The following is a 25,880-nucleotide window of genomic DNA, read 5'->3' as shown; positions in this document are numbered from 1 at the left end:
CCCCTGCACGCATGTCGGCGTCGTGGGGCGCGGACACGCCCGGCGAACGGCTCGGCATCGATCCGACGCCGCTGGGCGGCGGAAACCTTGACCGGAGTCACAGCTCACTTTAGGCTGCCCGCATTCTCTTACCGAACACTTGTGTTCGATAAAGGTAAACACCCTGTACAGAGCTGTATGGAGGGACGCCTATGGGTGCGGAGCCGGTCATGGCCACCGACGACAGGGACCATGCCGAGACGCCCGGGAGCGCGAGCGGCTGCCCCGTCGAGCACACCCGGTCGAGCCCCACGGGCTGCCCGATCTCGGCCAACGCGGCGGCGTTCGACCCGTTCACCGGGCCCTACCAGCAGGATCCGCCGGGCTCCCTGCGTTGGTCACGCGACGAGGAGCCGGTCTTCTACAGCCCCGAGCTCGGCTACTGGGTGGTCACCCGGTACGAGGACGTCAAGGCGGTCTTCCGCGACAACATCACGTTCTCCCCGGCCAACGTGCTGGAGAAGATCACCCCGTTCGGCGACGAGGCCAACGCCGTGCTCGCCAAGTACGACTACGCCATGGGCCGCACGCTCGTGAACGAGGACGAGCCCGCGCACATGCCGCGTCGCCGCGCCCTGATGGAGCCCTTCACCCCACCTGCGCTCGCCCGCCACGAGCCAATGGTGCGCAGGCTGGTCCGCGAGCACGTCGACCGCTTCGTCGATCGCGGCAAGGCCGAGCTGGTCGACGAGATGCTCTACGAGATCCCGCTGACCGTCGCCCTGCACTTCCTCGGCGTGCCCGAGGAGGACATGGCCACCCTGCGCCGCTACTCGGTCGCGCACACCGTGAACACGTGGGGTCGGCCCGCGCCGGAGGAGCAGGTCGCCGTCGCCGAGAACGTCGGGAAGTTCTGGCAGTACGCGGGCGCGGTGCTCGACAAGATGCGCGAGGACCCGTCGAAGCCGGGGTGGATGCAGTACGGCCTACGACTCCAGCCGACGATGCCCGACGTCATCACCGACTCCTACCTCCACTCGATGATGATGGCGGGCATCGTCGCCGCCCACGAGACCACCGCGCTCGCCGCCACCAACGCAATCAAGCTGCTGCTGGAGAACCGCGCGGTGTGGGAGGAGATCTGCGCCGATCAGAGCCTCATCCCCAACGCCGTCGAGGAATGTCTGCGCTACTCGGGGTCGATCATCGCGTGGCGTCGGGTGGCCACGAAGGACACTCAGGTCGGGGGCGTCGACATCCCGAAGGGCGGCAAGCTGCTCATCGTCAACACGTCGGCCAACCACGACGAACGCGTTTTCGACGACCCCGACGAGCTGGACGTGCGGCGCGAGAATGCCAGCGACCACCTGAGCTTCGGCTACGGCGCCCACCAGTGCATGGGCAAGAACCTGGCCCGGATGGAGATCCAGATCTTCCTGGAGGAGCTGACGACCCGGCTGCCGCACCTCGAACTGGTGCCCGACCAGGAGTTCACGTACCTGCCCAACACGTCCTTCCGCGGGCCGGAGCACCTGTGGGTGCAGTGGGACCCGGCGAAGAACCCCGAGCGGGCCCACCCGGAACTCCTCGACCGACGCCTCACCGTCAAGATCGGACAACCGTCCACGAAGGCCCTCACGCGCACGATGGAGGTGCGCGACATCGTCGCCGAGGCCGACGACGTCGTGCGGCTCACCCTCGCCGACGTCCGTGGCAGGCCGCTGCCGACGTGGTCGCCGGGGTCGCATGTGGACCTGCAACTCGGGGAACTCTCCCGGCAGTACTCCCTGTGCGGCGACCCGAACGACCGGTCGTGCTACCAGATCGCGGTGCTGAAGGACCCGGACAGCCGGGGCGGCTCGCGATTCGTCCACGAACGACTGTCCGTCGGCGACACCGTGTCGATGCGCGGGCCGCGCAACCACTTCAAGCTCGACCCGGACGCGCGGCGCTACCTGTTCGTGGCGGGCGGCATCGGCATCACCCCGATCCTGGCGATGGCCGACCACGCGCGCCGCGAGGGCAAGGACTACGAGTTCCACTACTGCGGGACGACGCGGAGCGCGATGGCACTGCTTGATCGGGCCGTGCGCGACCACGGAGATCGGCTCGTCCTGCACGTCTCCGACGAAGGCACCCGACTCGACGTCGCGTCGTTGCTCGCCGAGCCGCGCGAGGACACGCAGCTCTACGCGTGCGGGCCGCAACGGCTGCTCGACGCCCTGGCGGACGCCGCCGAGCACTGGCCCGAGGAATCCCTGCGCGTCGAACACTTCTCCAGCGACCTCGCCGAACTCGATCCCGAGAAGGAACACGCCTTCGAGGTCAGGCTCGCCGACTCCGGCATCACGGTCCAGGTCGCCGCCGACCAGACCGTCCTCGCCGCGCTGCGTGCCGCGAACATCGACGTGCCGAGCGACTGCGAGGAAGGGCTGTGCGGAAGTTGCGAGGTCGCCGTCTCCGCCGGGGAGGTCGATCACCGCGACAAGGTCCTCACCAAGTCCGAGCGCGCACTGAACAACAAGATGATGACGTGCTGCTCCCGCGCCTGCGGCAGCGCGCTCACCGTGGAGCTGTGACCGGCTCCCTCTCCCGACTTCCGGGCCGCGACGAGGCGGCCCGTACGAAGGTGAAAGGAACCTCAGGTGGCATCAGCCCTTGACTCATTCCCCACCGGCGCCGACGGGGGCAGCACCGGCGGAGGCACGACACCCCGCATGTTCCGGCGGGTCCTGACCGGCAGCATGGCCGGAGCGGTGCTGGAGTGGTACGACTTCGCCATCTACGGCGTGCTCGCCGCCACCGTGCTCGGTCCGCTGTTCTTCCCGAACGACAACGGTGTCACCAGCCTGTTGCTGGCACTGGCGACCCAGGGGCTCGGCTTCGTCGCCCGCCCGCTGGGCGGCGTCGTCTTCGGACACCTCGGCGACCGGTTCGGTCGCAAACCGATGCTCGTGGTGACGTTCCTGCTGCTCGGCACCGCGACCGCGTCGATCGGCCTGCTGCCGACCTATCACGACATCGGGATCACCGCGACGGTGCTGCTCGTGCTGCTGCGGCTGATCCAGGGCTTCGCGCTCGGTGGCGAGTTCGGTGCCGCCGTGCTGCTCGTCAGCGAGTACGGCGAGCCGAAACGACGTGGTTTCTGGGCGTCCTGGCCGCAGGCGGGCGCTCCCGCGGGCACGGTCCTGGCCACCACGGTGATCACCGTGCTGTCGATGACCACCACCGACGCGGCGTTCGAGTCGTGGGGATGGCGCGTCGCGTTCCTGCTCGCCATCCCGCTGCTGGTGATCGGGTTCTGGGTGCGGCGCGGCGTCGAGGAGTCGCCCGTGTTCCGCAAGGCCCAGGAGAAGGTGGCGGCGCAGCCGGCGCGGCGACAGGAGAAGTCGAGCATCGTGCTCGCCCTGCGGCGTCCGCGTCAGGTGTTGCACGGGCTCGGCCAACGGCTGGGCGAGAACATCGCGTTCTACGTCTACACGACGTTCGTCATCGCCTACGCCACCACCTACTTCGACTTCGACCGCGGTGACGTGACCCTCGCGGTGACGTTCGCGTCGGTGTTCCAGTTCGTCGGCATGATCAGCGGTGGGGCGTGGTCCGACCGGGTCGGGCGCAAGAAGGCCATGCTCGTGCCGACCGCGGTGTTGATCGCGTGGGCACCGATCTTCTTCTGGCTGGTGCAGTTCGAGAGCGTGCCGATGCTGTGGCTCGGGGTGTGCGTGGGGGCGTTCTTCCACGGCATGCTCGCCGGGCCCGAGGCGGCGTGGATCACCGAGCTGTTCCCCACGCGCTACCGCTACGCCGGATCGTCGCTGGTGTTCCAGGGTTCGTCGATCTTCGCCGGTGCTCCGGCTCCGTTCATCGCCGTGTGGCTCATCGAGAGCTACGGCGTCGGATCGGTCATCGCGTACCTGGTGATCACGATGACGATCACGTTCGTCGCCGTGGCGACGAGCCGGGAGAGCCGAGGCGTCGACCTCGACAAGGTCGAGGGCTGACCACTCCCCCGAGCATGAGGAAGGCCCCACCCGGCGTCGTTGACGGGTGGGGCCTTCCTTCGTGACCGGCGGGCGTCCCGCCGCTCAGGTGTGCGTCGCGGGCAGGATGCGCGTGCGGACCTCGCCGAAGCCGATCCGACCACCGCCCACACCGGGCGCGCTGGCCCTCAGCACGACCTCGTCGCCGTCCTGGAGGAAGGTCCGTTCCTCTCCTGCCACCCGAAGCGGTTCCTTGCCGCCCCACGTGAGCTCGATGAAGGCGCCGCGCTGGTCGCGTTCCGGGCCGGAAACGGTCCCCGAGGCGAACAGGTCACCGGTGCGCGAGGACGCGCCGTTGACGGTCAGGTGCGCGAGCATCTGCGCGGGCGACCAGTACATCTCCCGGTACGGCGGACGGCTGACAACCTCGCCGTTCAGCTCCACCTCCAGCTCGATGTCCAACCCCCACGGCGAGGTCTCCGTCAGGTACGGCAGCGGTTCCGGGTCCTGCGTCGGCGTGTCGACCCGCGCGGCCTCCAGGGCGAGCAGCGGCACCACCCACGGCGAGATCGACGTCGCGAAGCTCTTGCCGAGGAACGGGCCGAGCGGCACGTACTCCCAGGCCTGGATGTCGCGTGCCGACCAGTCGTTGACGATCACCACGCCGAACACCCGCTCGCCGAACTCGCCGGTCGGCACGGGCCTGCCCAGCTCCGAGCCGGTGCCCACGACGAAGCCGAGTTCCGCCTCGATGTCCAGTCGCCTGCTCTCCCCGAACGTGGGGGTGTCCTCGTCGGGCGCCTTGCGTTGGCCGCACGGGCGCACGATGTCGGTGCCGGACGGGATCACGGTGCCCGCGCGGCCGTGGTAGCCGACGGGGAGGTGCTTCCAGTTCGGCATGAGCGGCGGGGAGCCGGGGCGGAACAGCTTGCCGAGGTTGGTGGCGTGGTGTTCGGAGGCGTAGAAGTCGACGTAGTCGCCGACCTCGACGGGCAGGTGGAGTGTCACCTCGTCGACCGAGTGCACGGCCGCGTCCGGCACGTCGCCCGACACCAGCTCGGTGATCCGCTCACGCACCTCCACCCAGCGTCGGTGTCCCTGCGCCATGAAGGCGTTGAGCGTCGGCCGGGCGAAGACGTCGTCGCCGAGCGTCGCGGCGAGGTCGACGACGGTGTCCCCCACGCGCACGCCGACCCGACGCGGCGCACCCGGGGTGGAGAAGACGCCGTAGGGCAGGTTGTTCAGCCCGAACAGCGAGCCGTCGGGAATCTCGATGGCGGTCATACGGTCCTTTCGTCAGTGGGAGACACCGCGTTCGGCACCAGGCCGAGGTCGATCATCTCGGTCAGCGGCTCGTCCACGCTGCACGTGCCGAACGACCGGAACGTCGCCCGCGTCGCGGCCACCCGGTCGTCGGTCAGTGCCGTGACGCGCTCGGCGAGCGCCGAGCCGTCGCGGTCGGCGAGGATCGGCACCAGGTCGCTCTCGTCCGCACCACGCAGCGCGGCGTCGGTCGCGAGCAGCAGGTTGAGGAAGCCGTGTTGCTCGAAGCCGGTGTCCGGGTCGGTGTTGCGCACGGCGTGGTGCAGTCCCGCCGTGGCCTTGTACGGCACACCCGCGCCCACGACCGCCGTGATCGCCGCGGCGAGTTCGACCTCGTCGGGATACAGTTCCGCCCTGACCCCGCCGGTGCGGAACTTCGCCAGGTACCGCGTGGTCGCCAGCGCCGCGATCACGTCGGCCCGTCGCGCGTCGCGGGGGACCTCCACGAACACCTCGACGGTGTCGTCGACACCCGCCGCGTCGAGCGCGCCGACCAGCTCGACGGCGGTGACACCCTCTGGCACCGCCACTTCGAGCGCGCGAACATCCACCGGGAGCGCCGTCACGGCCTCCATCACGGCGGGCACGGTCGCAGGCCCCTCGGGGAAGGTCACCGCGAGGTCGAGCCGGTGCCCGCCCTCGACGGGGAGCAGGTCCGGCAGCGCTCGCGACGCCGTCGCCGAGATCACCAGCGGGCCGACCAGCTCGGCGTACGGGGCGTGGCGGTGCCGCACGTGCGCGGGCACGGCGTCGGCCAGTGGCGACGATCCCGGCGGGAAGATCGCGGCGTCGTCGCACAGTCCTCGGGCGAAGGCGGGGATCACTGCTGCGGCCCTCGCCCGGACCAGGTCCACGCGTAGTTCGGGTCCTCGCAGGCCAACGCCCCTTCGCCGAGTTCGAGCGGGCGGAAGGTGTCGACCATGACGGCGAGCTCGTCGAAGGCTTCGACACCGATGCTGCGCTCGTACGCGCCCGGCTGCGGACCGTGCGAGTGTCCGCCCGGGTGGATCGAGATCGAACCCTGGTTGATGCCCGAGCCCTTGCGCGCCTCGTAGTCGCCTCCGCAGTAGAACATGATCTCGTCGGAGTCCACATTGGAGTGGTAGTACGGCACGGGGATGGCCAGCGGGTGGTAGTCCACCTTGCGCGGCACGAAATTGCACACGACGAAGTTGTGCCCCTCGAACACCTGGTGCACGGGCGGCGGCTGGTGCACGCGCCCGGTGATGGGCTCGAAGTCGTTGATGTTGAAGGTGTACGGGTAGAGGCAGCCGTCCCAGCCGACGACGTCGAACGGATGGTTCGGGTACACCAGGCGCGTGCCCACGACCCCGCCCGGCCCGCGATGCTTGAGCAGCACCTCGACGTCGGCGCCCTCGGCCGTCAGCACCTCCGTCGGCCCGTGCAGGTCACGCTCGCAGTACGGCGCGTGTTCCAGCAACTGGCCGTACCGGGACAGGTAGCGCTTCGGCGGCGCGACGTGGCTGTTGGCCTCGATCGCGTACGCCCGCAGCGGCTGATCACCCTGCGGCAGCCAGCGATGGGTGGTGGACATCGGGAGCACGACGTAGTCGCCGGTGGTGGCCCGCAACGCCCCGAACACGGTCTCCACGATCGCGTCGCCGGACTCGACGTAGACGATCTCGTCGCCGATTCCGTTGCGGTACAACGGGGACGCCGTTCCCGCCACCACGTACGAGATGCGCACGTCGGCGTTGCCGAGGATCAGGCGGCGCCCGGTGACCACGTCGGTGGTCTTCCACTCGTCGCCGAACAGGTCGTGCAGTTTCAGGTGACGAGGCTTCAGCGGGTGGTTCGGCGTCGTCGTCTGGTCGCGCAGCTCCCACACCTGGGAGTCGACGATCGCCGACGGGATGTGCCGGTGGTACAGCAGCGAGGAGTCGGACGAGAAGCCCTCCTCCCCCATGAGTTCCTCGTAGTAGAGGGTGCCGTTCTCGTCCCGGTGCTGGGTGTGTCGCTTCGGCGGCACGTGACCCACCTGACGGTAGTACGCCATGACCTGCCTCCTTGGAAGTCGCGTCGCGGACCGCCCGGCGCCGGACGCCCCACGCGACCACATAGTAAACACATTTACTACTTCCGAGGGAAGCGTCGCGTCTCACGACTCGTCGACCACCACTCGACGGCGTTCGCCCCGCTCACCGACGGCCGACACCCACCGTTCACCCCGACCGGGACGCGCCGCGGTGAGCTTTAGTACATATGTGAACTACCGGGCCGTCGTCTCCCCGATCGTCCCCTGCACGACCTGGCGTGCGCTACTCTTCCGACGCCGTTCAAGATCAACATGAACGTTGGGGGATTCATCGTGACCAAGCGTCTGAACCGCCGAGCGCTGCTCGCCGGTTTCCTCGCCATGCCCGTGCTGGTGGCGTGCGGCGGCAACCGCAACCGCGGGTACCGCCGTCGTCGCAGCAGCAACGGGGTGAAGGTCAAGGACTGAGGCGGCTGGTGCCGGACGGTGACGTACCGCCCGGCACCACGGTCCGACGCAGGCCTGCCCCGTCACACGTCGGCTCCCCGCGTCGAGTACGGTGTTCCGCTGGCCGCACCACGCGGCCCTCGACCGATTTGTGCATCTACCGGTCCTCGGTATCCCGACGGACAGCGGCGGCACAACCACCGCATCCGTGGAGGTGTCCGATGACTCAGACGCTCGATCCCGTCACTCCCCAGCCGACCAGCCTGCTGCGCACGGCGGGACTGCCCTACTTCCTCATCGCGTTCATGGCTCGGTTGCCGTTCGCGATGATGGTCGTCGGTGTGCTCACCGTCGTCGTCTCCGCGCGAGGGTCGGTGTCGCTCGGTGGCCTCACCTCGGCCGCCGTCGGCGCCGGGACGGCGTGCTTCGGTGCGCTGTCGGGCGCGGCCGCCGACCGGTTCGGACAGCGGCGGGTCCTGCTCGTACTCGCCGCCGCGAACGCCGCGATGCTCGTGGCCTTCGCCTTCGTGACCTACAGCGACGCGTCGGATCTCGCCGTGCTGGCCGTCGGGTTCGGCATCGGAGCCACGGCACCGCAGGTCGCACCTCTGTCCCGGTCCCGGTTGGTCACCCTCATCACCGACCGCATTCCTCCCACCCGGCGCGCGAAGACCCTGTCGTCGACGATGGCGTACGAGTCGGCGGCGGACGAGACCGTATTCGTGATCGGCCCGTTCGTCGTCGGACTGCTCGCATCGGCTCTCGCCCCCTGGGCGCCGCTCGTCGGCGCCGCGGTGCTCACGGTGATGTTCGTCGGCGCATTCGCTCTGCACCCGAGTGGTCGTCTCGTGTCGGCCACCCGCGGACCGAGCGGCGCGGCCCCCTCCCCGGTCCGCGACCTGTTCCGCGCCCGCCTGCTCGTGGTCGTGATCGGCATCTTCGGCGTCGGCACCTTCTTCGGCACGATGCTGACGTCGTTGACGTCGTTCATGGCCGACCGCGGTGTCTCCGAGCAGGCCGGGCTTCTCTACGGGATCATGGGCATCGGCTCCGCCGGGTTCGCGCTCGGCGTCGCCGCGCTGCCCACCACGTTCTCCCTGCGCGCCCGGTGGGCGACGTTCTCCGCGATCCTGCTCACCGGAACCCTGCTGCTGCTCCTCGTGGACGACGTCCCCGGCATGATCGGCGCGCTGGCGTTGCTCGGCATCGGGATCGGGCCGACGCTGGTCACCCAGTACAGCTTCGGGGCGGACCGAAGCCCGGCCGGTCGCACGGCGACCGTGATGACCATGCTGGGATCAGGGGTCATCGTCGGACAGTCCCTCGGTTCGGCGATCACCGGAGAGATCGCCGAACGTGCCGGAACGTCCGCAGCGCTGCTGCTGCCCGCGGTCGCCGCGACCATCGTCGCCGGTGCGGGCGCGGTGAACTGGTTCCTCACCGGCACGCACAGTCGTGCCGAGCGGCCCGCGTCGACGCCGTCCTGACGCGAGCCCTTCCTGACGCGAGCACCGTCGAGCCGCGGCCGATTCAGCCGAGCCAGGCGTCGAGTCGGCGACGGATTCCCGCCGCGTCGAGACCGTGGGCGCGCACGTGGTCGCTCGGGCTGCCGTAGCGGCGGAGTTCCTCGTCGCGGGACACCCCCAGAGCGAGCAACCGGTGGGGTCGGTCGGCGAGGGCCTCGGCGATCACGTGGGCCGACGTTCCCGCCAGCCACGGCTCCACCACGACGACGTCGGTGCTCGACAACGCCGCTCGCAGGGTGGCGCCGTCGAAAGGCCGCACCCGGCTCGTGTAGAGCACGGTGACGTCGAGGTCGGCCGTCGCGGCCAACACGTCGTCCAACACCGGCCCGAGAGCCACGACCACCGCGCGCTCGCCGCGCTTCACCTCGTGCAGCCGGGGACCGACGGGGAAGGTCTCCCGGTTGGTCTGCCCGGTGACGCGCACGTAGTGCAGTCCGTCGCCCGCCACGGCCTCCCGCAACGCGGCGTCGACCTCGGCGTCGGTGGACGGCGCGTGGACGGTCACGCCGGGAAGGGTGTCGAGCAGCGTGACGTCACCCGGAGCCTGGTGGGTCCGACCGCCGACGGCGACGTCGAACGAGCCCGCCGAGCCGACCAGAACCCCTCCCACTCCCTGGTGCCCGAAGTCCAGCTTGATCTGTTCGAAGGCCCGCTCGACCAGGAACGGACCGAAGGTGTGCGCGATGGGCCGCATCCCGGTCAGGGCGAGCCCCGCCGCGGCGCTCACCAGAAGCTGCTCCCGGATGCCGACGTTGATCACGCGGTCCGGATGCGCCTTGGTGGCGTCCCCGAAGTACTGGCCGGACACCTCCGCGTACACCAGCGCGGTGTCGGCCCGCTCGTCCAGCAGGGCGGTCGTGGTGGCAGCGAACTGTTCGCGCGGGTTCATTCCTTGTCCTCCACTCGGGCGATGACGGCGGTCGGCACCCGAGGGGTGACGTGCCGAAGAGCGTGTTCGATGTCGGCGTGGTCGCGGCCGTCGACCGTGAGGGCCTGCCAGCCGTTGACGGCGAACCGCTCGGCGATGCGACCCCGCACCGCATACGACGACGAGTCGTTGTCGATGGCGATCACGGTGAGGTTGTCCAACCCGACCGCCGGGGCGAACTCGATCGCCTCGTGATTGGATCCCTCGTCCAGCTCGGCGTCACCGACCAGGACGAACACCCGCGAGTCGCGGCCCTGGACGCGCAACGCGAGCGCGGCGCCGACCGCGAGCGGCAACCCGTGGCCGAGCGAGCCGGACGAGATCTCCACTCCGGGAACGAGATTGCGGTCGGGGTGGTACCCCAACGGCGAGTCGAAGGAGCCGAAGTCGTCGAGCCACTCGACGGGGAAGTAGCCGTGCGCGGCGAGCACGGCGTAGTACGCCATGGGGCCGTGGCCTTTGCTGAGGAAGAAACGATCCCGATCCGGATCCTCCGGGTTCGCGGGGTCGTGTCGCAGCACGCGGTCGTAGAGCACCTGCAGAACGTCCAACGTGGACGTTGCGGCGTGGGAATGTTTCTCGTCCCCGGTCAACCGGGTCATCAGTTGTTCCAGAGTGGAACCGAGAGTCATGCTCATATGCTCCACTCTGGTTCCTCCAGCGCACTAGAGGTCAACCAGGCGAATGTGGCGCCTGATCAGGGAATCCACCGAACGGTAGATCCCCGGGTCCACCACGCCCCGTCGCAGCCGTGTCCGCCCGGTCGATGCGGTGAGCGTGGCCGGGGCGGCAGGCTCGACTCATGGCGATCATCGAGGTGGACGACCTCGTCAAGCGCTACGGCGACCACACCGCGGTGAACGGAGTGAGCTTCGCCGTCGAGCAGGGCGAGATCTTCGGCATCCTGGGCCGAAACGGCGCGGGGAAGACCACGACCGTCGAGTGCGTCGAAGGGCTTCGCAGGCGGGACGGCGGAACGATCCGCATCTGCGGACTCGACCCCGAGGACGACTCCGACGCACTACGGCAGCGGCTCGGGGCACAGCTCCAGGACTGCGCACTGCCCGACAAAATCGAGGTCGGCGAGGTCATGAGGCTGTACAGCTCCTTCTACCGGAAGCCGGTGGACTGGCGGGAGCTGCTCGACACGCTGCGGCTCACCGACAAGATCGACACTCAGTTCCGGCGGCTGTCCGGTGGCCAGAAACAACGGCTGTCGATCGCGCTGGCCTTGCTCGGCGGCCCGACGGTGGCCGTGCTCGACGAACTCACCACCGGCCTCGACCCACAGGCCCGCCGCGACACCTGGCAGCTCATCGAGGACGTCCGCGATCGGGGAGTCACGATCCTCCTGGTCACCCACTTCATGGAGGAGGCCGAACGGCTCTGCGACCGAGTCGCGGTGATCGAGTCCGGTCGGCTCGTCGCCTTGGACTCCCCTGCCGGGTTGATCGCGCGGGTCGACGACCGGCAGCGCATCCGGTTCCGACCCTCCGCGCCGGTGGATCTCCGGGCGCTGGCCGAGCTGCCGGAGGTCACGTCGGTCGAGCGCGCCGGGACCCGGCTCGTCGTGACCGGCCACGGCAACCTGCTCCACGCCGTGGCCACCGTGCTCGTGCACCACCGGATCACCGCCGTCGACCTCCGGATCGAGCAAGCCTCGTTGGACGACGCGTTCGTCGCGCTCACCGGCCGACACTTCGAGTGAGGACACCACGTTGACCGCACTGCTCCGGCTCTGCGCCACCGAGACCACGCTGTTCTTCCGGGAACCGACGAGCGTGTTCTTCACGCTCGGGCTTCCCCCGTTGCTGCTCGTCATCGTCGGCGCCGTCCCGTCGTTCCGGGAGCCCGGCCTCGACGGACTGCGGACGATCGACGTCTACACACCCGTGGTCGTCGTGCTGGGCATCGGCCTGATCGCGATGACCGTCCTGCCACAGCAGTTCGCGACCTACCGGGAGAAGGGTGTGCTGCGCCGCCTGCGCACCACCCCGGTCACGCCCGCGACGATGCTCGGCGCCCAACTGCTGCTGGCCACGGCCGTCTCGGTCACCACGATGCTGGTGGTCCTGACCGTCGCGCGCGTCGCGTTCGACGTGACCCTGCCCGCCGCCCCCGTCGCCTACGTCCTCGCGTACGTCATGACGGCGTCGGCGATGTTCGTCCTCGGACTGCTGGTCGCCTCGCTGGCTCCGAGCGGGAAGAGCGCGGGAGCCGCTGGGACGTTGCTGTTCTGCCCGATCCTGTTCTTCGCCGGGCTGTGGATCCCCCGCGACTCGATGAACGACGTACTCCGCCGGATCAGTGACTTCACCCCGTTGGGCGCGGGCGCGCAGTCGTTGCAGGACGCGGCCGCCGGACAGTGGCCTGAGCTGCTGCATCTCGCTGTTATGCTCGCCTGGACGGTCGTGGCCGGCGGCGTGGCCGCCCGTTGCTTTCGCTGGGAGTAGCCGTGAGCATCGAGGCCGAACTTCGCCGAGAGTTCGACCACTGGGAGAAACGGGAGAACGTGGTCGTCGGCGTCCTCCCCTACCTCCTCTTGGCGGCGGGTACCGTCCTCACGCTCCTGCAACCGCTGTGGGACGAACCCGCCGGCGGACCGGCGGTGCTCGGGCTCGCGCTCGCCACCGCGGTCTGGATCTTCGCCTTCCACGGGCTCCGCCCGACACGCCGCGACGACGGCCGCATGACGAGCGTCTACTACGCGGGACTCATGGCGGCGATGGCCGGGCTCGTCGTGCTCGCACCGTCCTACGGCATCTTCACCTTCACCGGCTATCTCCACGCCTTCCTCTGCCTGAGCGGCGGGTGGCGCTACGTCGGTGTCGCCGTCACGGCGTCCATCGCCGCCGTGTCGTACGTGGGTGGGCTGGACGAGGTCCTGGCCGGCGGGTGGTGGGACTGGCTGCTCATCGCCACCGTGATCACGCTGCTGTCCGGGGCGTTCTTCCACTTCTCCGAGATGAGCGATCGACGCGACCGCGGCCAGAAGAAGGCGCTGACCGAGCTGCACGAGACCAACCTCAAGCTGGAGGCCGCGCTGGCGGAGAACGCCGGTCTGCACGCCCGGCTGCTCACCCAGGCCCGGGAAGCCGGGGTGATGGACGAACGCCAACGCATGGCCAGGGAGATCCACGACACGCTCGCGCAAGGCCTCGCCGGAATTCTCGCCCAGCTCCAGGCAGCCGAGCAGACGCTGCACGAGCCGTCCACCGTGCGACGACACCTGACCACCGCGATGACCCTGGCCCGCGAGAGCCTGACCGAGGCTCGGCGCACGGTCCATGCCGTGGGCCCCGCCGTGCTCGCCGAGTCCCGACTCCCGGACGCGATCCGCGACCTGGTCCGGCGCTGGGCCGAGGAGAACGACGTCGACGCGACGCTGACGGTCACCGGCGACGCCCGGCCGATGCACGCCGACATCGAGGTGGCGCTGCTCCGCACCGCGCAGGAGGCGCTGACCAACGTGGCCAAGCATGCGGCTGCCGACAGGGTGGTTTTGACCCTCTCCTACATGGCGGACGTGGTCACTCTCGACGTGCGTGACGACGGAGCGGGCTTCGACCCGCACGCCGAACGCGCCACCGGTTCGCTGCGCGGTGGCCACGGACTCGTGGGAATGCGGCAGCGGGTGCAACGTCTCGCGGGCCGGTTGGACGTCGAGTCGGAGCCGGGCGGTGGCACGGCGATCTCGGCGACCGTGCCCGCCATTCCAGCGGAGGTGTGAGGTGATCTCACTGTTGATCGTGGACGATCATCCGGTGGTGCGGGACGGGTTGCGGAGCATGTTCGACAACGATTCGCGCTTCGAGGTGCTCGGCGAAGCCGCCGACGGCGCGGAAGCCGTGGCCGCCGCCGAACGCCTGCGACCCGACGTGGTTCTCATGGACCTCCGGATGCCGGGCACCGACGGGGTCACCGCCATCCGGGAACTCGCGCAACGCGGGGTCACGGCCCGGGTGCTGGTGCTCACCACGTACGACTCCGACAGCGACGTGCTGCCCGCCGTCGAGGCGGGTGCGACGGGTTATCTGCTGAAGGACGCGCCGAGGGATGAGCTGTTCCGCGCCGTGGAGGCCGCCTCCCGGGGACAGACGGTGCTCTCCCCCACCGTCGCGACCCGGGTGCTGGGGCGACTGCGGCAACCTGCCTCGGAACCGCTGTCGAAGCGGGAACTGGAGGTGCTCGAACTCGTCGCCGAGGGCGCGACGAACCGCGAGGCGGCGAAGCGGCTGTTCGTCAGCGAGTCGACGGTCAAGACGCATCTGCTGCACGTGTTCGCCAAGCTCGGCGTCAACGATCGGGCTTCCGCCGTGGCCGCGGCGTTCTCGCGCGGCTATCTGACACCGCGCACCTGAGGGACCACGCCTCCGCCAGGATGTGGTCATGTCGCAGGAGACTCCCGTCGAACTGAGCATGACCGACCTGCGTGTGGTCACCGCCTACGCGGTGGCCTGCGCCCACGGCGTGCTGGATCTCTTCGAGCAGGCGAAGCCTGACGACGACCGCCCTCGGATCGCAATCGAGACCGCGCAGTCCTTCGCCGACGGAGCCCGTCGCAGCAAGGCGCTGCGCGACGGTGCCTGGTCGGCGATGCGGGCTGCCAAGGAGGCCCGCGAGTCGGGGCACGCGGCGGCGAGCGAAGCGGCGAACGCCGCGATGGCGGCGGCCGGTGCCGCGTTCCTCCACCCGCTGGCGAAGGCGACGCAGGTCAAGCACATTCTCGGGTCGGCAGCGCACGCCGCTCACGCGCACGAACTCGCCACCGGAGACCCCGACGCCGCCGTGGACCACCTCAAGCGGGTGCGTGCACTCGCGACCCCGGCCGTGGTGAGTGTGCTGCGTCGTTACCCGGCCGCACCGCTCGGGGGCGGTCGGGTGGGCGAGCTGGTCCGCCGACTCGACGTGTCCCTGCGCGGCAACGCGTGAGTCCGGACGTCGCCGTCAGCCCGTCGGCTGCGCGCGCAGTGCCCGCACGACCGTGGTGAGGCTGTCGGCCACGGCGCGTTGCTGGTCGGCGTCGAGCAGGTCGACGAGTGCCGCCCGCACGACGGCGACGTGGTCCGGCGCGATCTCACGCAGCTTGTCCCGACCATCCTCGGTGATGGCCGCGTTGACGCCTCGGTCGTCCGTCGGGCAGCGGTAGCGGCGCACCAATCCGGCCTTCTCCAACTGCGCCACCTGGTAGGTGAGCCCGCTCTTGGACGTCACGAGGAGTTCGGCCAGTTCGGACATCCGAATCGAGCCGTCGGGTGCGTCGGCGAGCCGGACGAGGATCTCGTACTGCGGGTGGGACATCCCGGCGCGATCGCGGAGTTGCTGTTCCACGCGCCGTTCGACGAGGTGACTCGCTTCGAGGAACGCGAGCCACGTCCTCATCTCCTGGTCGTTCAGCCACCGGGGTTCCGCCATGCCGGACATGGTAGGCCCCCATGATTCTTGTTCGAATTCGAACTACTGCGCTACTCTCGGTCCACACTGTTCGAGTTCGAACGAAGGGACTTCTTCCGATGCCGCAGCCGCCACGCCCTGTCCGTGATCTCGCCCTGCTCCTCGCCCGAGTCGTCGTGGGCGTCACCTTCGTCGCGCACGGCCTGCAGAAGTTCCTCGACTGGGGCATCGACGGAACCGCCGCCTCCTTCGACCAGATGGGCATTCCGTTGCCCGAGGTGTCCGCCTGGTTCGCGGCCCTGGTCGAAACCCTGGGCGGTGCGGCGTTGCTGCTCGGTGCGGCCTTGCCGGTCGCGGGCATCCTCCTGACCGCCGTGATGCTGGGCGCGTTGTTCTCCGTGCACCTCGGCCAGGGCTTCTTCGTCTCCGGCGGCGGGGTCGAGCTCGTCCTCCTGCTGGCCGCCGCCGCGCTCGCCCTCGGCTTCAACGGCGGCCGGTTCAGCGTCGATCACGCCCTGAGCAGCAAGGGCAGCACGACCACCGACGAGCCGTCTCCGGCCCACCGCTGACGGCCCGCCCGCAGGACCTCGCCCCGACCTCGGTCGTGCTACACCAGGCATCGGCAGCGAGGCCCTGACCGGAAAGGACAGCACAATGCAGGACGGACCCACCACGCTCGTCGTCGCGGGCGCGAGCCCGACGGTCGATCCCGCCGCCTGGATCGCGCCGACGGCCGTGCTCGCGGGCGCGGTCACGGTCGCCGAAGCCGCCAGCGTCTGGTACACGGCAGTGCTGCGCGGGGACATGGACAGCATCACCATCGGCCGCGGCAGCAACCTCCAGGACGGGACCGTCGTCCACGCCGACCCCGGCTACCCGGTCACCGTCGGCTCGGGGGTGAGCGTGGGTCACCGCGCCGTCCTGCACGGGTGCGAGATCGGCGACGACTGCCTCATCGGCATGAGCGCCACGATCCTCAACGGCGCCACCATCGGCGAGGGAACGCTGGTCGCGGCCGGCGCCGTGGTGCTCGAAGGCACCGAGATCCCACCGGGCTCGCTCGTCGCGGGCGTCCCGGCCAAGGTGCGGCGCTCGACGACCGAGGAGGAGCGGGCCGCCATCCGCGCCAACGCCGAGAGCTACCGCGCGCTCGCCGCCACCCACGCCGAAGCCCGCCCGAGCTGACCCACACGACGAGGGCCCACCGCCCCGGACGGGACGGTGGGCCCTCGCGTCGTCATGCGACCGTGACTCACTTGTTGGCGAAGTACGCCTTCTCGATCCGCTCACCGATGGTGGCGTCGATGTTGCGCCAGTACTGGAACGCCCGCGACAGCACCGGCTCCTTCACGTCGGCCAGCGCACCCGACACCGTCTCGACGAGGCGGTCGCGCTGGGCGTCGTCGAACACCTCACGCACGAGCGTGCCAGCCTGGGAGAAGTCGTCGTCCTCCGCGTGGAGCTGGTAGGCGCTGCGCACCATCTCGCCGTCGGACTCCCAGCCGTCGTCCACCGGGCCGGTCTCGTCGGCCCACTGGCGGTCGAAGGAGTTCGGCGCGTAGACGGGCGCGGTGCCCGAGTGCTCGAACGTCATGTTGCCGTCGAAGGTGTAGGAGTTGGTCTTCACCTTCGGACGGTTCACCGGCAACTGGAAGTAGTTCGTGCCGATGCGCGCCCGGTGGGCGTCGGCGTACGCGAAGGTACGGCCGAGCAGCATCTTGTCCGGCGACACGCCGATACCGGGCACGAGGTTCGACGGCGCGAACGCGGCCTGCTCGATCTCGGCGAAGAAGTTCTCCGGGTTCCGGTTCAGCGTCATGGTGCCGACCTTGATGAGCGGGTAGTCCGCGTGCGGCCACACCTTCGTCAGGTCGAACGGGTTGAATCGGTAGTCCTTCGCCTCCGCGTACGGCATCACCTGCACATACAGCGTCCAGCTCGGGTGCTCGCCGCGCTCGATGGCCTCGGCGAGGTCACGCCGGTGGTACTCGGCGTCCTGCCCGGCGAGCCGCTCGGCCTCCTCGTTGGTCATGCACTCGACGCCCTGGTTCGACTTGAAGTGGTACTTCACCCAGAACTTCTCGCCCTCGGCGTTGACCCACATGTAGGTGTGGGAGCCGTAGCCGTTCATGTGCCGCCAGGTGCGTGGGAGACCACGGTCTCCCATGAGGTAGGTGACCTGGTGCGCCGACTCCGGGTTCAGCGTCCAGAAGTCCCACTGCATCGTGGCGTCCCGCAGACCGCTGCCGGGCAGACGCTTCTGGGAACGGATGAAGTGCGGGAACTTCATCGGGTCGCGCACGAAGAACACCGGGGTGTTGTTGCCGACGAGGTCGTAGTTGCCCTCGCTGGTGTAGAACTTCAGCGAGAACCCGCGCACGTCGCGCCACGTGTCGGGCGAGCCCTGCTCACCGGCCACGGTGGAGAACCGCGCGAGCATCTCGGTCCTGGCGCCCTTCTGGAACAGCGCGGCCTTCGTGTACCGCGAGACGTCCTCGGTGGTCTCGAAGACACCGAACGCCCCCGCGCCCTTGGCGTGCGGGTTGCGCTCCGGCACGCGCTCGCGGTTGAAGTGAGCCAACGTCTCGATCAGGCGGACGTCGTGCAGCAGCAGCGGACCGTTGCTGCCCACGCTCAGCGAGTTGCGGTCGCTGCCGGCGGGAGCACCGTTCTCGCGGGTCGACGGCGTCGCGTCGATCGGGGTGCCGGTGGTGTCGGACATGCATCCTCCTTCTAGGAAGCGGAGTGGGACAGACAGGTTGGGCAGTAGCCCCAGTAGATGACCTCGGCCGAGTCGATGAGGAAGCCGCGGTCATCGCTCGCGTGCAGGCACGGCGCCTCACCGACGGCGCACGGGACGTCGACGACGTCGCCGCACGACCGGCACACGAGGTGGTGATGGTTGTCGCCGGTCGCGATCTCGTACCGGCTCGGCGAACCGGCCGGCTCGGTGCGTCGGAGAATCCCCGCGTCGGTGAGGGTGTGCAGGATGTCGTACACCGCCTGCGTCGACACCGCTCCCAGCCGATCGACCACCCGGCCGCGGATGGTGTCCGCGTCCGCGTGAGGGCCGGCTTCGACCACATCCAGCACCGCCAGGCGGGGCGCGGTAACCCTCAGCCCGGCGGAGCGGAGCAGGTCGTGATGGGCGGGTCGCATAGGCCCAGACTGGCACCCTTTCTGGAATCATTCAAGAAAAGGAACGACTCCAGGCCGGTGAACTCGAACACACGTTCCCCTCTCGGTCAACGACTGCCTACCGACGGCGAACGGTGCGCTGTCGGCGTTGTCAGCGACGTCGCCCGACGGCCTGGTAGAGCACCGACGTGTTCCGAGTGGGCCGCATCCGAACGTGATCGGTGCGCCCTGCCAGCCACCGCACGACGTCGAGACCATGCGGTGTGATTCCCCGCAGCCGAAGATTTACTCCGTGCGCGGCACATTCCCGCGCCAACCTGTCGGGATCGACGAACAGGTCAGGATCGTGGCACCCCGGCGGAGGTCCACCGGGCACGCGCTCGCCCACGGTCACCATCAACACCCGCGCCGCCACCGTCGGCGCGATGGTGTCGATGACCAGGAGACCTCCGGGCCGGAGCAACCGACACGCCTTGGCGACCGCCTGCGAGAGGTCGGGGACGTGTTCGAGGATCTCCCCCGCGGTGACCACGTCGGCGCACTCGTCGGCCAACGGCACGTGCAGCACGTCACCGCGCACCGCGGCCACCCCGTGCCGAGCGGCGTCAACGAGACCGGCCGCACCGAGGTCCACGCCGATGTGGCGGTAACCCTTGCCCGCCACGTGCGGAGCCAACAACCCCGCACCACAGCCGAGGTCGACCAGCACCGCACCGGGCCGCTCGGCCGGCGGCACCAGCGCACCCCGCGCCTCGGCCAACCAGTGCAGCGCCGCGAACGCGCCCCGAGGTTTCCACCACTCACCCGCGAGATCGTCGTACTGCGCTGGATCGTTGCGACGTCGGCGAGACACCGCGCGAGACCGCGTTCGGACGTCCAAAGAAGCGAGCACCGATTCAGTATGGCCGATCGCGAGGCCACCGGCTGGTTTCGAGAAACCGTCACGGTGAATGCTCACGCCACCATGGGGCGACCGGCGGTGAGCAGGCACGCGAGGTCGACCAGAGCGACCACGCGCACCCCACGGAACGCCGCCCGCGACCCGTCTCGACGCGCGCGGGCGAGCCCCGCCGCCGCGGCCACGGGAACACCGACCACCACGAGCGGCACCACCGGCGCCGTCGCTGCGAGCACGACCGACGCGGCGAGCAGCAGCACCGCCGCCGTCCGGCTGCCGACGGACCCGAGCCGGTGCGGCAGTCCCCGGATCCCGGTCGCCGCGTCCGCCGCCAGGTCGGGCAGCACGTTCGTGAAGTGTGCGCCCCCGCGCCGAGCAGGGCGCCGACGGCGGGCAAACCACGGCGGCGCGGGCGCACCGGGCAGCCTGAGCACCACGAAGGTCGGCAACAGCCCGAACGACACCGCGTAGGGCACCACGGACAGCGGCGTCGACTTGAGTCCGAGGTTGTAGGTCCAGGCCGACGCCACGGCGAGCACGTGCACCGCCCCAGCGGCTGGCCCCGAAGCGAACGACGCGGGAATGCACACGAGCGCCGCGACGATGGTCGCCACGGCCAGAGCACGCCGGGACACCGTTCGAGTGACGGCGGGCTTGTCGATCCGCCCAGCGAGCCGATCACGGTCCGCGTCGAGAACGTCGTTCAGCCAGCCCACCGACAACTGCCCAGCCAACACCGCCACCGCGACCGTCACGACACCCGCGGCATCGCGTCCGGTATTGACGGCCAACCCCGCAGCAACGGCGGTGGCCACGACGGATGGCTCGGGATGACTCGCGCGCACCAACGCCAGAGCGCGCTGCGACGCTTCGCACGAAAGCAGTCTGACACGGCCAGGGCGTTCCGTCCGGGCGGAAGGCGACGGTCGGTCACCAGGTGGTGGAACGTCGTTGAGCTGGACTTCCGATACTGCTCGCCAGCATCAACTGGTCAGATACGTGCACACTCGCGCTACGAACACAACTCTCAGAACTAGCTTTCGACGCCGTAAACACCCTCCGCCGCACCAGCCACACCGTGACCGCACCCGCCTTCGCCGATCTCGACGAGCCTCGACCGACTCAGACCCATGCCCGACCCGCACCGGCGAGACGATTCTCGCCGTTACCAAAGATCCTGTCCCAGGACATCGAAGCCTCACCGCCTACTCGCCAGCGGAATCTCCGCCACCTGCCCACGAAGCGACAATTTCGTCAGCCGACGCCTTAATGGCGGCCATAGTTTCATCGTCCACACTTAGCGGCGCGGCGAGCGTCTCGATCCATTCACGCAGATCGACGGGATCAAGCTCTCCCCAATGCGGGTGCGAGATGGCCCTACGAGCAATAGCATCCCATCGATTTCTATGATATGAAAGTTGATACCAGTCACCCACCGCCTGCGCCTTTCCCGCCAAATGATTCGAACGCAACCCCGAGATCAACCCATCGCGGAGACGATTCAACGCTGAAGCATAAATTGGGCTTTCATTAAGAATACTTTCGTCACCGGATACCTCGAACTTGAGCTCCATTCCCGCACGGAGAAGCGTCTCAATCTGAACAAGATCTTCAAACTCGATCAACTCTGACATCAGAAGGGGTTCCTTCCATAAAATAGGACGTTCTCTGCCGGAACCTTGAGCGACTCTCTCGCGATCAGCTCATTGGGTTGAGACCCGGAGCAAGCTCAACACCTCCCGGCAAGCGAAATACAAATACATAATCCGCTTTTCCGGCATACCTTCTACTGCCAATGAAGATGTCGCGCTCAATCTCGCCAGGGCCCCCATAGACTGCGTCACATGAACTTTTCCGGCAGAATTAGCGCGAAGCCTGAGACCACCGTCATCGGCCATGATGCCACTATGCCCCCTCTCGCTCGTGTAGTGGAAATAAACATTGTTATCGAGGCCATGGACAATGTTCGCTACATCATGAAGAGCTGCGCTATTGCAGTTGTGGACAAGGACAGGGGTGGCCTCTGCGAGCACATGGTAGGTGTGGAGGTCGTCGACGGTGAGGTTGTGGACGCGCTGATGCGCGGTCCGAGTGTCGGTATTTTGGACTTGGACCCAGCTGCCGGAGCCGGTGCGCAACCAGTTACCACGCTGCAACTCCCCGGCCGGATCGCATCGGCGAAATCGTCCGCACTCGACTCGGGCGACACCACACCCAAATCAATCGGCGCACTGAACCTCTTCCAACTTGCTGCACCAGTTCGACAGCCGACATGACAGATGAATGGAACCCTTGCTAGATGGGTTCACGACCAACACCACCCGTACCGTCAGAACAGGTGTCCCCTCGACCGTGACCTACGTGTACTCGGGTCCCAAGTTTGCCCTCGCGCAGACTGTCCGCGAAGACGAACTGCCCCGCAACATCGCCCAGAACATCAAGAGCACTACACCACGCCCAAATGCTCCGCCCGTTTACTGAGGCAGACGCCCATCAGCCCTCGGCACCACCCGAACCGACCGGCTGCACGCGCCACGCGAAATCGCCTCCGCAAAGGCGATCTCCTAGCTACCAAAGTCACATCGACTACGACCAACGGGAAGTGACGGCAGACCCTCTAGCAATTCTTCAATTTGGCGGCATACATGCAGTTTCCACCACGCCTCATCAAGGTTAGCGCGAGAACCCGGTCAAAATCGGCCCATGAGTTCAAACACGCGGGGATATCTGCCTTGGGCTGACGGGCACACATCTCCCCACAGCAACCCTCCGCCATGAACCAAGACTCAATAACGAATAAACGAGTGCTCAAACTCCGCGAATGCACTGGATATCAAATTCGTATCGAGTTGCCCATTGATCCATCGGAGCAAGAACTCGGTGCACGAAAAATCGAAGAACTCCCAGTCTCCGTCATAATCCTGAACCGCAATCCGCCGACGGACCTGAGAGTCATTCTTCTCGGGCACTAGCCAGTAGAGGTACTCACCGTCACCAGTGCTTGCCCAGGCGATCAGCCTGTCGTTTTCCCGGTCGATCGCAGCAGGAACCTCCTCCCCAGCTTCCCAGAGGAGTTCCAGCGCCATTTCCCGCTCGATCGCCCCGGACACAAGATCATAAGGCTCCCCTCGCCCTCGAGGTGAGTGAATCCAGATATGCCGGTCGAAACTCCCACCCCCGAACGTGTCGATCATTTCTCGATAATCACTTGGCATCAGAGCGCGAAGCTCTTCAGAGACATTATTCCAGTCAACCTCACCCGGCGCCTGCGGATACGAGACATTTGCCCATCGCGCCAACTCCGCCACAGACACCTCAGCTCACCTTTTCCTATTGACCATTGTGACATCTAGAGCAAATTTCACATTCCATGCGCAGAAATTGTAGCACCCAAGGGGATGGAGCTACAATCATCGTTCGAATATGGGTTAATAACACCGAGGTCGATTATGGTACTTTTAGCGAGCTCGATAGCCCTCTGAATACTGTCAACAATGCTTTTCGTCTTAGGGGGTTTAGCGTGAGGCGTGTTGACATCGTCAATAATCCGCTGGCGGCGCGCCTCTAGCCAAGCTTGCCTTTCGAATTCGGCGCGGCCATCAACTTTCGAGTAATTCAAGTTCGGACTGTAACTAAATTGCCGCGTATTCCACCTTGCCCCTATACCAATATACCGCTGGATCGGCACTGCTACCCCCTCGATCACCTGGGGAGTAGTTCGCATTTTGAGCCACGCCGCAAGCCCGCCGTGGTCTTTCCGACCACGGCTACGACCACGAAAACACCGCCAGTTGCTACGTCAGCGCGGTATCCGCCCGTTGACCAGTCGACGCGGCACCTGTGACACAACTAGGCCGTGCGCTGGGTTGTCGAGCAAACCCTCGCGCTGCTGCGTCAGTTCCGCCGCCTGGACACCCGCCGGGAACGCCGCACCGACATCCACCACGGCCTCCTCGCCCTCGCCACCAGCATCATCTGCTGGCGCAGACTCCTAAACCGAATGTGTTAGGGGCTCTTAATTCAGTAAGGGTTTTAGCTGATCCCAAGAAACCCTAACGCCCATACTTTCAAGCACCACGGAAAGGTCAGCAAAAGACGAAACCCCCACATCTTCCCTAGACCACCATAGCGCCTCACATTCATCACATACCCAAATTACGCTCTGCGTTGACAAAACCCTGCATTGATCAACCGAACCCTGATCACAACGAGGACATGCAATGGAATCTCTCATCGCGAAATGGACCGAAGAACTATTCGTACACGAGCGCAGCCCGAAACATCGCGGCAACCATCGCCCAGTCCGGAGTCTCGGGAACTGACTCTCCTATCACGTTGCTGAAGAACCCGTCCATCGAACGCGCCCACCGCCCAGCCGAGTCGACAAAGTCAACGGTTGCAGCGTTCTCAATCGCGAGTCTACCGTCTCGAATCTGTTCTGCCAGATCAATCAGGAACCGAGCTAGGTCTTCGCGATTTTGCACCTGGTTCAAGGCGTCATCATGCCATATCATGGCGTCCACTCCAGCGGATCGAAGTAGTTAATCATGATTGACCGTCCCTCATTCCTTGTAGTGAACTTCCACGCTTCATTAGCCACCTCGTCAGACGTCGCCATACGAAATGGCATTGGTGTACCAGCCTTCTGGAAGACCACGAGCCTTCTGTTGTCGAGCGCATACACCTGCCCTCCTTTGACAGTCAGTCGCACCGTTGGCAGATCATTTGCCTTGAGATAACCAGACCTCAACGCGGCAGCTGTCTGCTCAATGGTCTCTCCAGAGCTGAATCGAGGGCTGACAGAATCTTGGGAGAACCTCACCAAACTTGGCTCAATAGTACCGCCGCAGTTGTGGACGAGGACCGGTGTCTCGCCCGCCACCACATGATAGGTGTGGAAGTCGTCGACGGTGAGGTTGTGGACCCGCTGATGCGCGGTCCGAGTGTCGATATTCTGGACTTGGACCCAACTGCCGGAGCCGGTGCGTAGCCAGTCACCACTCCGCAACTCCCCGGCCGGAACCCACTCTTCCAGGTCCGCAACCCAGAACGGATGACCGTCGGTGGCGGTGATCGTCTCCACCGCATCCCCAGCCTCACCATCGATATCGACGGTGACCTCGATAAGCGTCTTCTCGCCCTCACCAGTGATCGTGGCCGTCACCTTCCGCGACACCGACTCCCCGGTCTCCGGATCGGTAGCCAACACGTAGTCACCGAGCTCGACCTCCTCGATCGACTTGGTCGACCCGCCCGCCATCACCACCTTCGTGCCCGGCACGAAACTGTTCGACGTACACGACGCACTCCACTCGAAGTCGCCCCTGCCCGTCCCTGGGGAAGGGCCTCCCCTCGGTGCGCTGATCGGAACATGCGTGGTAATCGCATCGGCGAAATCATCCGCACTCGATCTTGGAACGACCACACCCAGATCGATGGGCTTCTCGTTCTGCACGGCATCAAGACGTTTGCGAATCTCCGGCGACAATGTGCGAGTCGGCTCCGGACGTTTGTGCGGAGTCAATACATCGCGACGCACCCGCGCAGCGCGCGCCGCAGCAGCCGCAGCCGCGTCCGACGACCTCGCGGCCGACATCGCGGCCGCAGCAGCATGCGCCTCCGCCCGTGAACCAACCCGCACGGCACCCTTGCCCAGCACGCCATTGACTGCACGTGCTACCGCGACACCACAGCGTCCACCGCAGAGCGAGACCGCGCGTTTCACCGCAGCCTTCAACGTCTTGGTCAGATTCCGCCAACCGCTGGTCCAGCTGTCGAAGATTCCCTTCAGTTGCGCACTGGTCAGCGGTTTCGGCGGGTCCGCCTTCGGAAGTGAGTCAGCCTTCTTCCCCTTGGTGGCCGCTTTCCCACCCGTGACGACCTTGAATCCCTTACCGATTTTGCTGACCGGGATCAGACCCGCCGCAGCCCAGGCACAACCACCCCACGAACCACCAATACAACGGACGACATCGTTGTAACCGCTGATCTCCTTGATGCCCTCCCAGATACCGCTCCAAGAGAGATATCCGCTCGGATCGACGCGTCCAAGCGGGTCTGCGCTCGCATAGGCGTAGCGGTTGGCGTTGCCCACATCCCGGGGGTCCAGGCCTGCGGTGTCGCGGCTGGCGAACGTGCCCGTGGCCGGCTGATACCACCGCGCACCCATGTTCACGTTCCCGCTGTCAGGGTCGGTGTACTGGTGCTGGAAACCCAACGCAGGCTGCGTTCCCGCCTCAGCCTGCCGCTGTCCGAACGGACTGTAAGACCG

General features: G+C 67.2%; 25 protein-coding genes. 11 read left to right on the top strand and 14 right to left on the bottom strand.

The window, feature by feature from the left end:
* Window positions 1–191 precede the first annotated feature (191 nt).
* Both JAV51_RS18960 and JAV51_RS18955 read left to right on the top strand, forming a co-directional pair.
* Window positions 192–2,558 carry a cytochrome P450/oxidoreductase gene (locus JAV51_RS18960; RefSeq protein WP_197322102.1) on the top strand — a complete coding sequence of 789 codons (2,367 nt, stop codon included), beginning with the start codon at window positions 192–194 and terminating at the stop codon, window positions 2,556–2,558.
* 138 nt (window positions 2,559–2,696) lie between these two features.
* Window positions 2,697–3,980 carry an MFS transporter gene (locus tag JAV51_RS18955; protein WP_197322188.1) on the top strand — a complete coding sequence of 428 codons (1,284 nt, stop codon included), beginning with the start codon at window positions 2,697–2,699 and terminating at the stop codon, window positions 3,978–3,980.
* Window positions 3,981–4,064: 84 nt separating this feature from the next.
* On the opposite strand, the gene fahA is transcribed toward JAV51_RS18955, so the two are convergent.
* From fahA to JAV51_RS18940, 3 genes are read right to left on the bottom strand one after another with little or no spacing between them, the layout of a single operon-like run.
* Window positions 4,065–5,243 carry a fumarylacetoacetase gene (gene fahA / locus JAV51_RS18950; RefSeq protein WP_197322101.1) on the bottom strand — a complete coding sequence of 393 codons (1,179 nt, stop codon included), beginning with the start codon at window positions 5,241–5,243 and terminating at the stop codon, window positions 4,065–4,067.
* On the bottom strand, window positions 5,240–6,136 hold the full coding sequence (locus JAV51_RS18945) for a hypothetical protein (protein WP_307845933.1): 897 nt from the start codon (window positions 6,134–6,136) through the stop codon (window positions 5,240–5,242). Before JAV51_RS18945 ends, fahA begins: the two co-directional genes overlap by 4 nt.
* Complete coding sequence (locus tag JAV51_RS18940) at window positions 6,103–7,299, bottom strand: homogentisate 1,2-dioxygenase (protein ID WP_197322100.1); 1,197 nt, start codon at window positions 7,297–7,299, stop codon at window positions 6,103–6,105. Before JAV51_RS18940 ends, JAV51_RS18945 begins: the two co-directional genes overlap by 34 nt.
* Window positions 7,300–7,611: 312 nt before the next feature.
* Here JAV51_RS18940 and JAV51_RS20410 point away from each other — a divergent pair, with 312 nt between their 5' ends.
* The gene (locus JAV51_RS20410) at window positions 7,612–7,746 is read left to right on the top strand and encodes a hypothetical protein (RefSeq protein WP_255535036.1); all 135 of its coding nucleotides are present in this window, start codon (window positions 7,612–7,614) and stop codon (window positions 7,744–7,746) included.
* 200 nt (window positions 7,747–7,946) lie between these two features.
* Complete coding sequence (locus JAV51_RS18935) at window positions 7,947–9,212, top strand: MFS transporter (RefSeq protein ID WP_197322099.1); 1,266 nt, start codon at window positions 7,947–7,949, stop codon at window positions 9,210–9,212.
* 43 nt (window positions 9,213–9,255) lie between these two features.
* On the opposite strand, the gene JAV51_RS18930 is transcribed toward JAV51_RS18935, so the two are convergent.
* Window positions 9,256–10,140 (bottom strand): transketolase family protein, encoded by an 885-nt coding sequence (locus tag JAV51_RS18930; protein ID WP_197322098.1) that lies wholly within the window; start codon window positions 10,138–10,140, stop codon window positions 9,256–9,258.
* On the bottom strand, window positions 10,137–10,817 hold the full coding sequence (locus JAV51_RS18925; RefSeq protein ID WP_197322097.1) for a thiamine pyrophosphate-dependent enzyme: 681 nt from the start codon (window positions 10,815–10,817) through the stop codon (window positions 10,137–10,139). Before JAV51_RS18925 ends, JAV51_RS18930 begins: the two co-directional genes overlap by 4 nt.
* Window positions 10,818–10,981: 164 nt before the next feature.
* Here JAV51_RS18925 and JAV51_RS18920 point away from each other — a divergent pair, with 164 nt between their 5' ends.
* Genes JAV51_RS18920 through JAV51_RS18900 form a run of 5 tightly spaced genes read left to right on the top strand, consistent with a single transcriptional unit; the run spans window position 10,982 to window position 15,111 of the window.
* The gene (locus tag JAV51_RS18920; RefSeq protein ID WP_197322096.1) at window positions 10,982–11,887 is read left to right on the top strand and encodes an ABC transporter ATP-binding protein; all 906 of its coding nucleotides are present in this window, start codon (window positions 10,982–10,984) and stop codon (window positions 11,885–11,887) included.
* Window positions 11,888–11,897: 10 nt separating this feature from the next.
* Window positions 11,898–12,632, top strand: coding sequence for an ABC transporter permease (locus tag JAV51_RS18915; RefSeq protein WP_197322095.1), 735 nt, complete (start codon window positions 11,898–11,900; stop codon window positions 12,630–12,632).
* A 2-nt stretch (window positions 12,633–12,634) separates the two neighbouring features.
* Window positions 12,635–13,909 (top strand): sensor histidine kinase, encoded by a 1,275-nt coding sequence (locus JAV51_RS18910; protein WP_197322094.1) that lies wholly within the window; start codon window positions 12,635–12,637, stop codon window positions 13,907–13,909.
* Between the two features lies 1 nt (window position 13,910).
* Complete coding sequence (locus JAV51_RS18905; RefSeq protein WP_197322093.1) at window positions 13,911–14,540, top strand: response regulator transcription factor; 630 nt, start codon at window positions 13,911–13,913, stop codon at window positions 14,538–14,540.
* 28 nt (window positions 14,541–14,568) lie between these two features.
* The gene (locus tag JAV51_RS18900) at window positions 14,569–15,111 is read left to right on the top strand and encodes a putative immunity protein (RefSeq protein ID WP_197322092.1); all 543 of its coding nucleotides are present in this window, start codon (window positions 14,569–14,571) and stop codon (window positions 15,109–15,111) included.
* 15 nt (window positions 15,112–15,126) lie between these two features.
* Here the strand turns inward: JAV51_RS18900 and JAV51_RS18895 are convergent, their stop codons facing one another.
* Window positions 15,127–15,603: a MarR family winged helix-turn-helix transcriptional regulator gene (locus tag JAV51_RS18895; protein WP_197322091.1), complete on the bottom strand. Its 477-nt coding sequence runs from the start codon at window positions 15,601–15,603 to the stop codon at window positions 15,127–15,129.
* An 89-nt stretch (window positions 15,604–15,692) separates the two neighbouring features.
* Here JAV51_RS18895 and JAV51_RS18890 point away from each other — a divergent pair, with 89 nt between their 5' ends.
* Together JAV51_RS18890 and JAV51_RS18885 are read left to right on the top strand one after the other, a co-directional pair.
* Complete coding sequence (locus JAV51_RS18890; protein WP_197322090.1) at window positions 15,693–16,142, top strand: DoxX family protein; 450 nt, start codon at window positions 15,693–15,695, stop codon at window positions 16,140–16,142.
* 85 nt (window positions 16,143–16,227) lie between these two features.
* Window positions 16,228–16,758, top strand: a complete 531-nt coding sequence (locus JAV51_RS18885; protein ID WP_197322089.1) for a gamma carbonic anhydrase family protein — start codon at window positions 16,228–16,230, stop codon at window positions 16,756–16,758.
* Window positions 16,759–16,825: 67 nt separating this feature from the next.
* On the opposite strand, the gene JAV51_RS18880 is transcribed toward JAV51_RS18885, so the two are convergent.
* From JAV51_RS18880 to JAV51_RS20335, 8 genes are all read right to left on the bottom strand, one after another.
* On the bottom strand, window positions 16,826–18,295 hold the full coding sequence (locus JAV51_RS18880; protein WP_197322088.1) for a catalase: 1,470 nt from the start codon (window positions 18,293–18,295) through the stop codon (window positions 16,826–16,828).
* Between the two features lie 11 nt (window positions 18,296–18,306).
* Window positions 18,307–18,732 (bottom strand): Fur family transcriptional regulator, encoded by a 426-nt coding sequence (locus tag JAV51_RS18875; RefSeq protein ID WP_197322087.1) that lies wholly within the window; start codon window positions 18,730–18,732, stop codon window positions 18,307–18,309.
* 130 nt (window positions 18,733–18,862) lie between these two features.
* Window positions 18,863–19,564, bottom strand: coding sequence for a methyltransferase domain-containing protein (locus JAV51_RS18870; RefSeq protein ID WP_197322086.1), 702 nt, complete (start codon window positions 19,562–19,564; stop codon window positions 18,863–18,865).
* Between the two features lie 101 nt (window positions 19,565–19,665).
* Complete coding sequence (locus tag JAV51_RS18865; RefSeq protein ID WP_307845932.1) at window positions 19,666–20,424, bottom strand: UbiA family prenyltransferase; 759 nt, start codon at window positions 20,422–20,424, stop codon at window positions 19,666–19,668.
* A 390-nt stretch (window positions 20,425–20,814) separates the two neighbouring features.
* Window positions 20,815–21,243 carry a hypothetical protein gene (locus JAV51_RS18860; RefSeq protein ID WP_197322085.1) on the bottom strand — a complete coding sequence of 143 codons (429 nt, stop codon included), beginning with the start codon at window positions 21,241–21,243 and terminating at the stop codon, window positions 20,815–20,817.
* A 69-nt stretch (window positions 21,244–21,312) separates the two neighbouring features.
* Window positions 21,313–21,747: an HINT domain-containing protein gene (locus JAV51_RS18855; RefSeq protein ID WP_231642680.1), complete on the bottom strand. Its 435-nt coding sequence runs from the start codon at window positions 21,745–21,747 to the stop codon at window positions 21,313–21,315.
* 648 nt (window positions 21,748–22,395) lie between these two features.
* The gene (locus tag JAV51_RS18850; RefSeq protein WP_005438055.1) at window positions 22,396–22,923 is read right to left on the bottom strand and encodes an SMI1/KNR4 family protein; all 528 of its coding nucleotides are present in this window, start codon (window positions 22,921–22,923) and stop codon (window positions 22,396–22,398) included.
* 1,196 nt (window positions 22,924–24,119) lie between these two features.
* Window positions 24,120–25,880 (bottom strand): polymorphic toxin-type HINT domain-containing protein (locus JAV51_RS20335; protein ID WP_255535035.1); only part of this gene is annotated, 1,761 nt, incomplete at its 5' end.

This window comes from Saccharomonospora sp. NB11 (assembly GCF_015910535.1).
In the GTDB taxonomy this organism is placed as follows: Bacteria; Actinomycetota; Actinomycetes; order Mycobacteriales; family Pseudonocardiaceae; genus Saccharomonospora.
Note: the sequence above shows the minus strand (reverse complement) of the source record. Positions and strands in the feature narration are given on the sequence as shown.

Coding starts and splice junctions, on each gene's coding strand:
- JAV51_RS18960 (WP_197322102.1), top strand. CDS start 192: ATGGGTGCGGAGCCGGTCATGGCCACCGACGACAGGGACCATGCCGAG.
- JAV51_RS18955 (WP_197322188.1), top strand. CDS start 2,697: ATGTTCCGGCGGGTCCTGACCGGCAGCATGGCCGGAGCGGTGCTGGAG.
- fahA (WP_197322101.1), bottom strand. CDS start 5,243: ATGACCGCCATCGAGATTCCCGACGGCTCGCTGTTCGGGCTGAACAAC.
- JAV51_RS18940 (WP_197322100.1), bottom strand. CDS start 7,299: ATGGCGTACTACCGTCAGGTGGGTCACGTGCCGCCGAAGCGACACACC.
- JAV51_RS18935 (WP_197322099.1), top strand. CDS start 7,947: ATGACTCAGACGCTCGATCCCGTCACTCCCCAGCCGACCAGCCTGCTG.
- JAV51_RS18930 (WP_197322098.1), bottom strand. CDS start 10,140: ATGAACCCGCGCGAACAGTTCGCTGCCACCACGACCGCCCTGCTGGAC.
- JAV51_RS18925 (WP_197322097.1), bottom strand. CDS start 10,817: ATGAGCATGACTCTCGGTTCCACTCTGGAACAACTGATGACCCGGTTG.
- JAV51_RS18920 (WP_197322096.1), top strand. CDS start 10,982: ATGGCGATCATCGAGGTGGACGACCTCGTCAAGCGCTACGGCGACCAC.
- JAV51_RS18900 (WP_197322092.1), top strand. CDS start 14,569: ATGTCGCAGGAGACTCCCGTCGAACTGAGCATGACCGACCTGCGTGTG.
- JAV51_RS18895 (WP_197322091.1), bottom strand. CDS start 15,603: ATGTCCGGCATGGCGGAACCCCGGTGGCTGAACGACCAGGAGATGAGG.
- JAV51_RS18890 (WP_197322090.1), top strand. CDS start 15,693: ATGCCGCAGCCGCCACGCCCTGTCCGTGATCTCGCCCTGCTCCTCGCC.
- JAV51_RS18885 (WP_197322089.1), top strand. CDS start 16,228: ATGCAGGACGGACCCACCACGCTCGTCGTCGCGGGCGCGAGCCCGACG.
- JAV51_RS18880 (WP_197322088.1), bottom strand. CDS start 18,295: ATGTCCGACACCACCGGCACCCCGATCGACGCGACGCCGTCGACCCGC.
- JAV51_RS18875 (WP_197322087.1), bottom strand. CDS start 18,732: ATGCGACCCGCCCATCACGACCTGCTCCGCTCCGCCGGGCTGAGGGTT.
- JAV51_RS18860 (WP_197322085.1), bottom strand. CDS start 21,243: ATGTCAGAGTTGATCGAGTTTGAAGATCTTGTTCAGATTGAGACGCTT.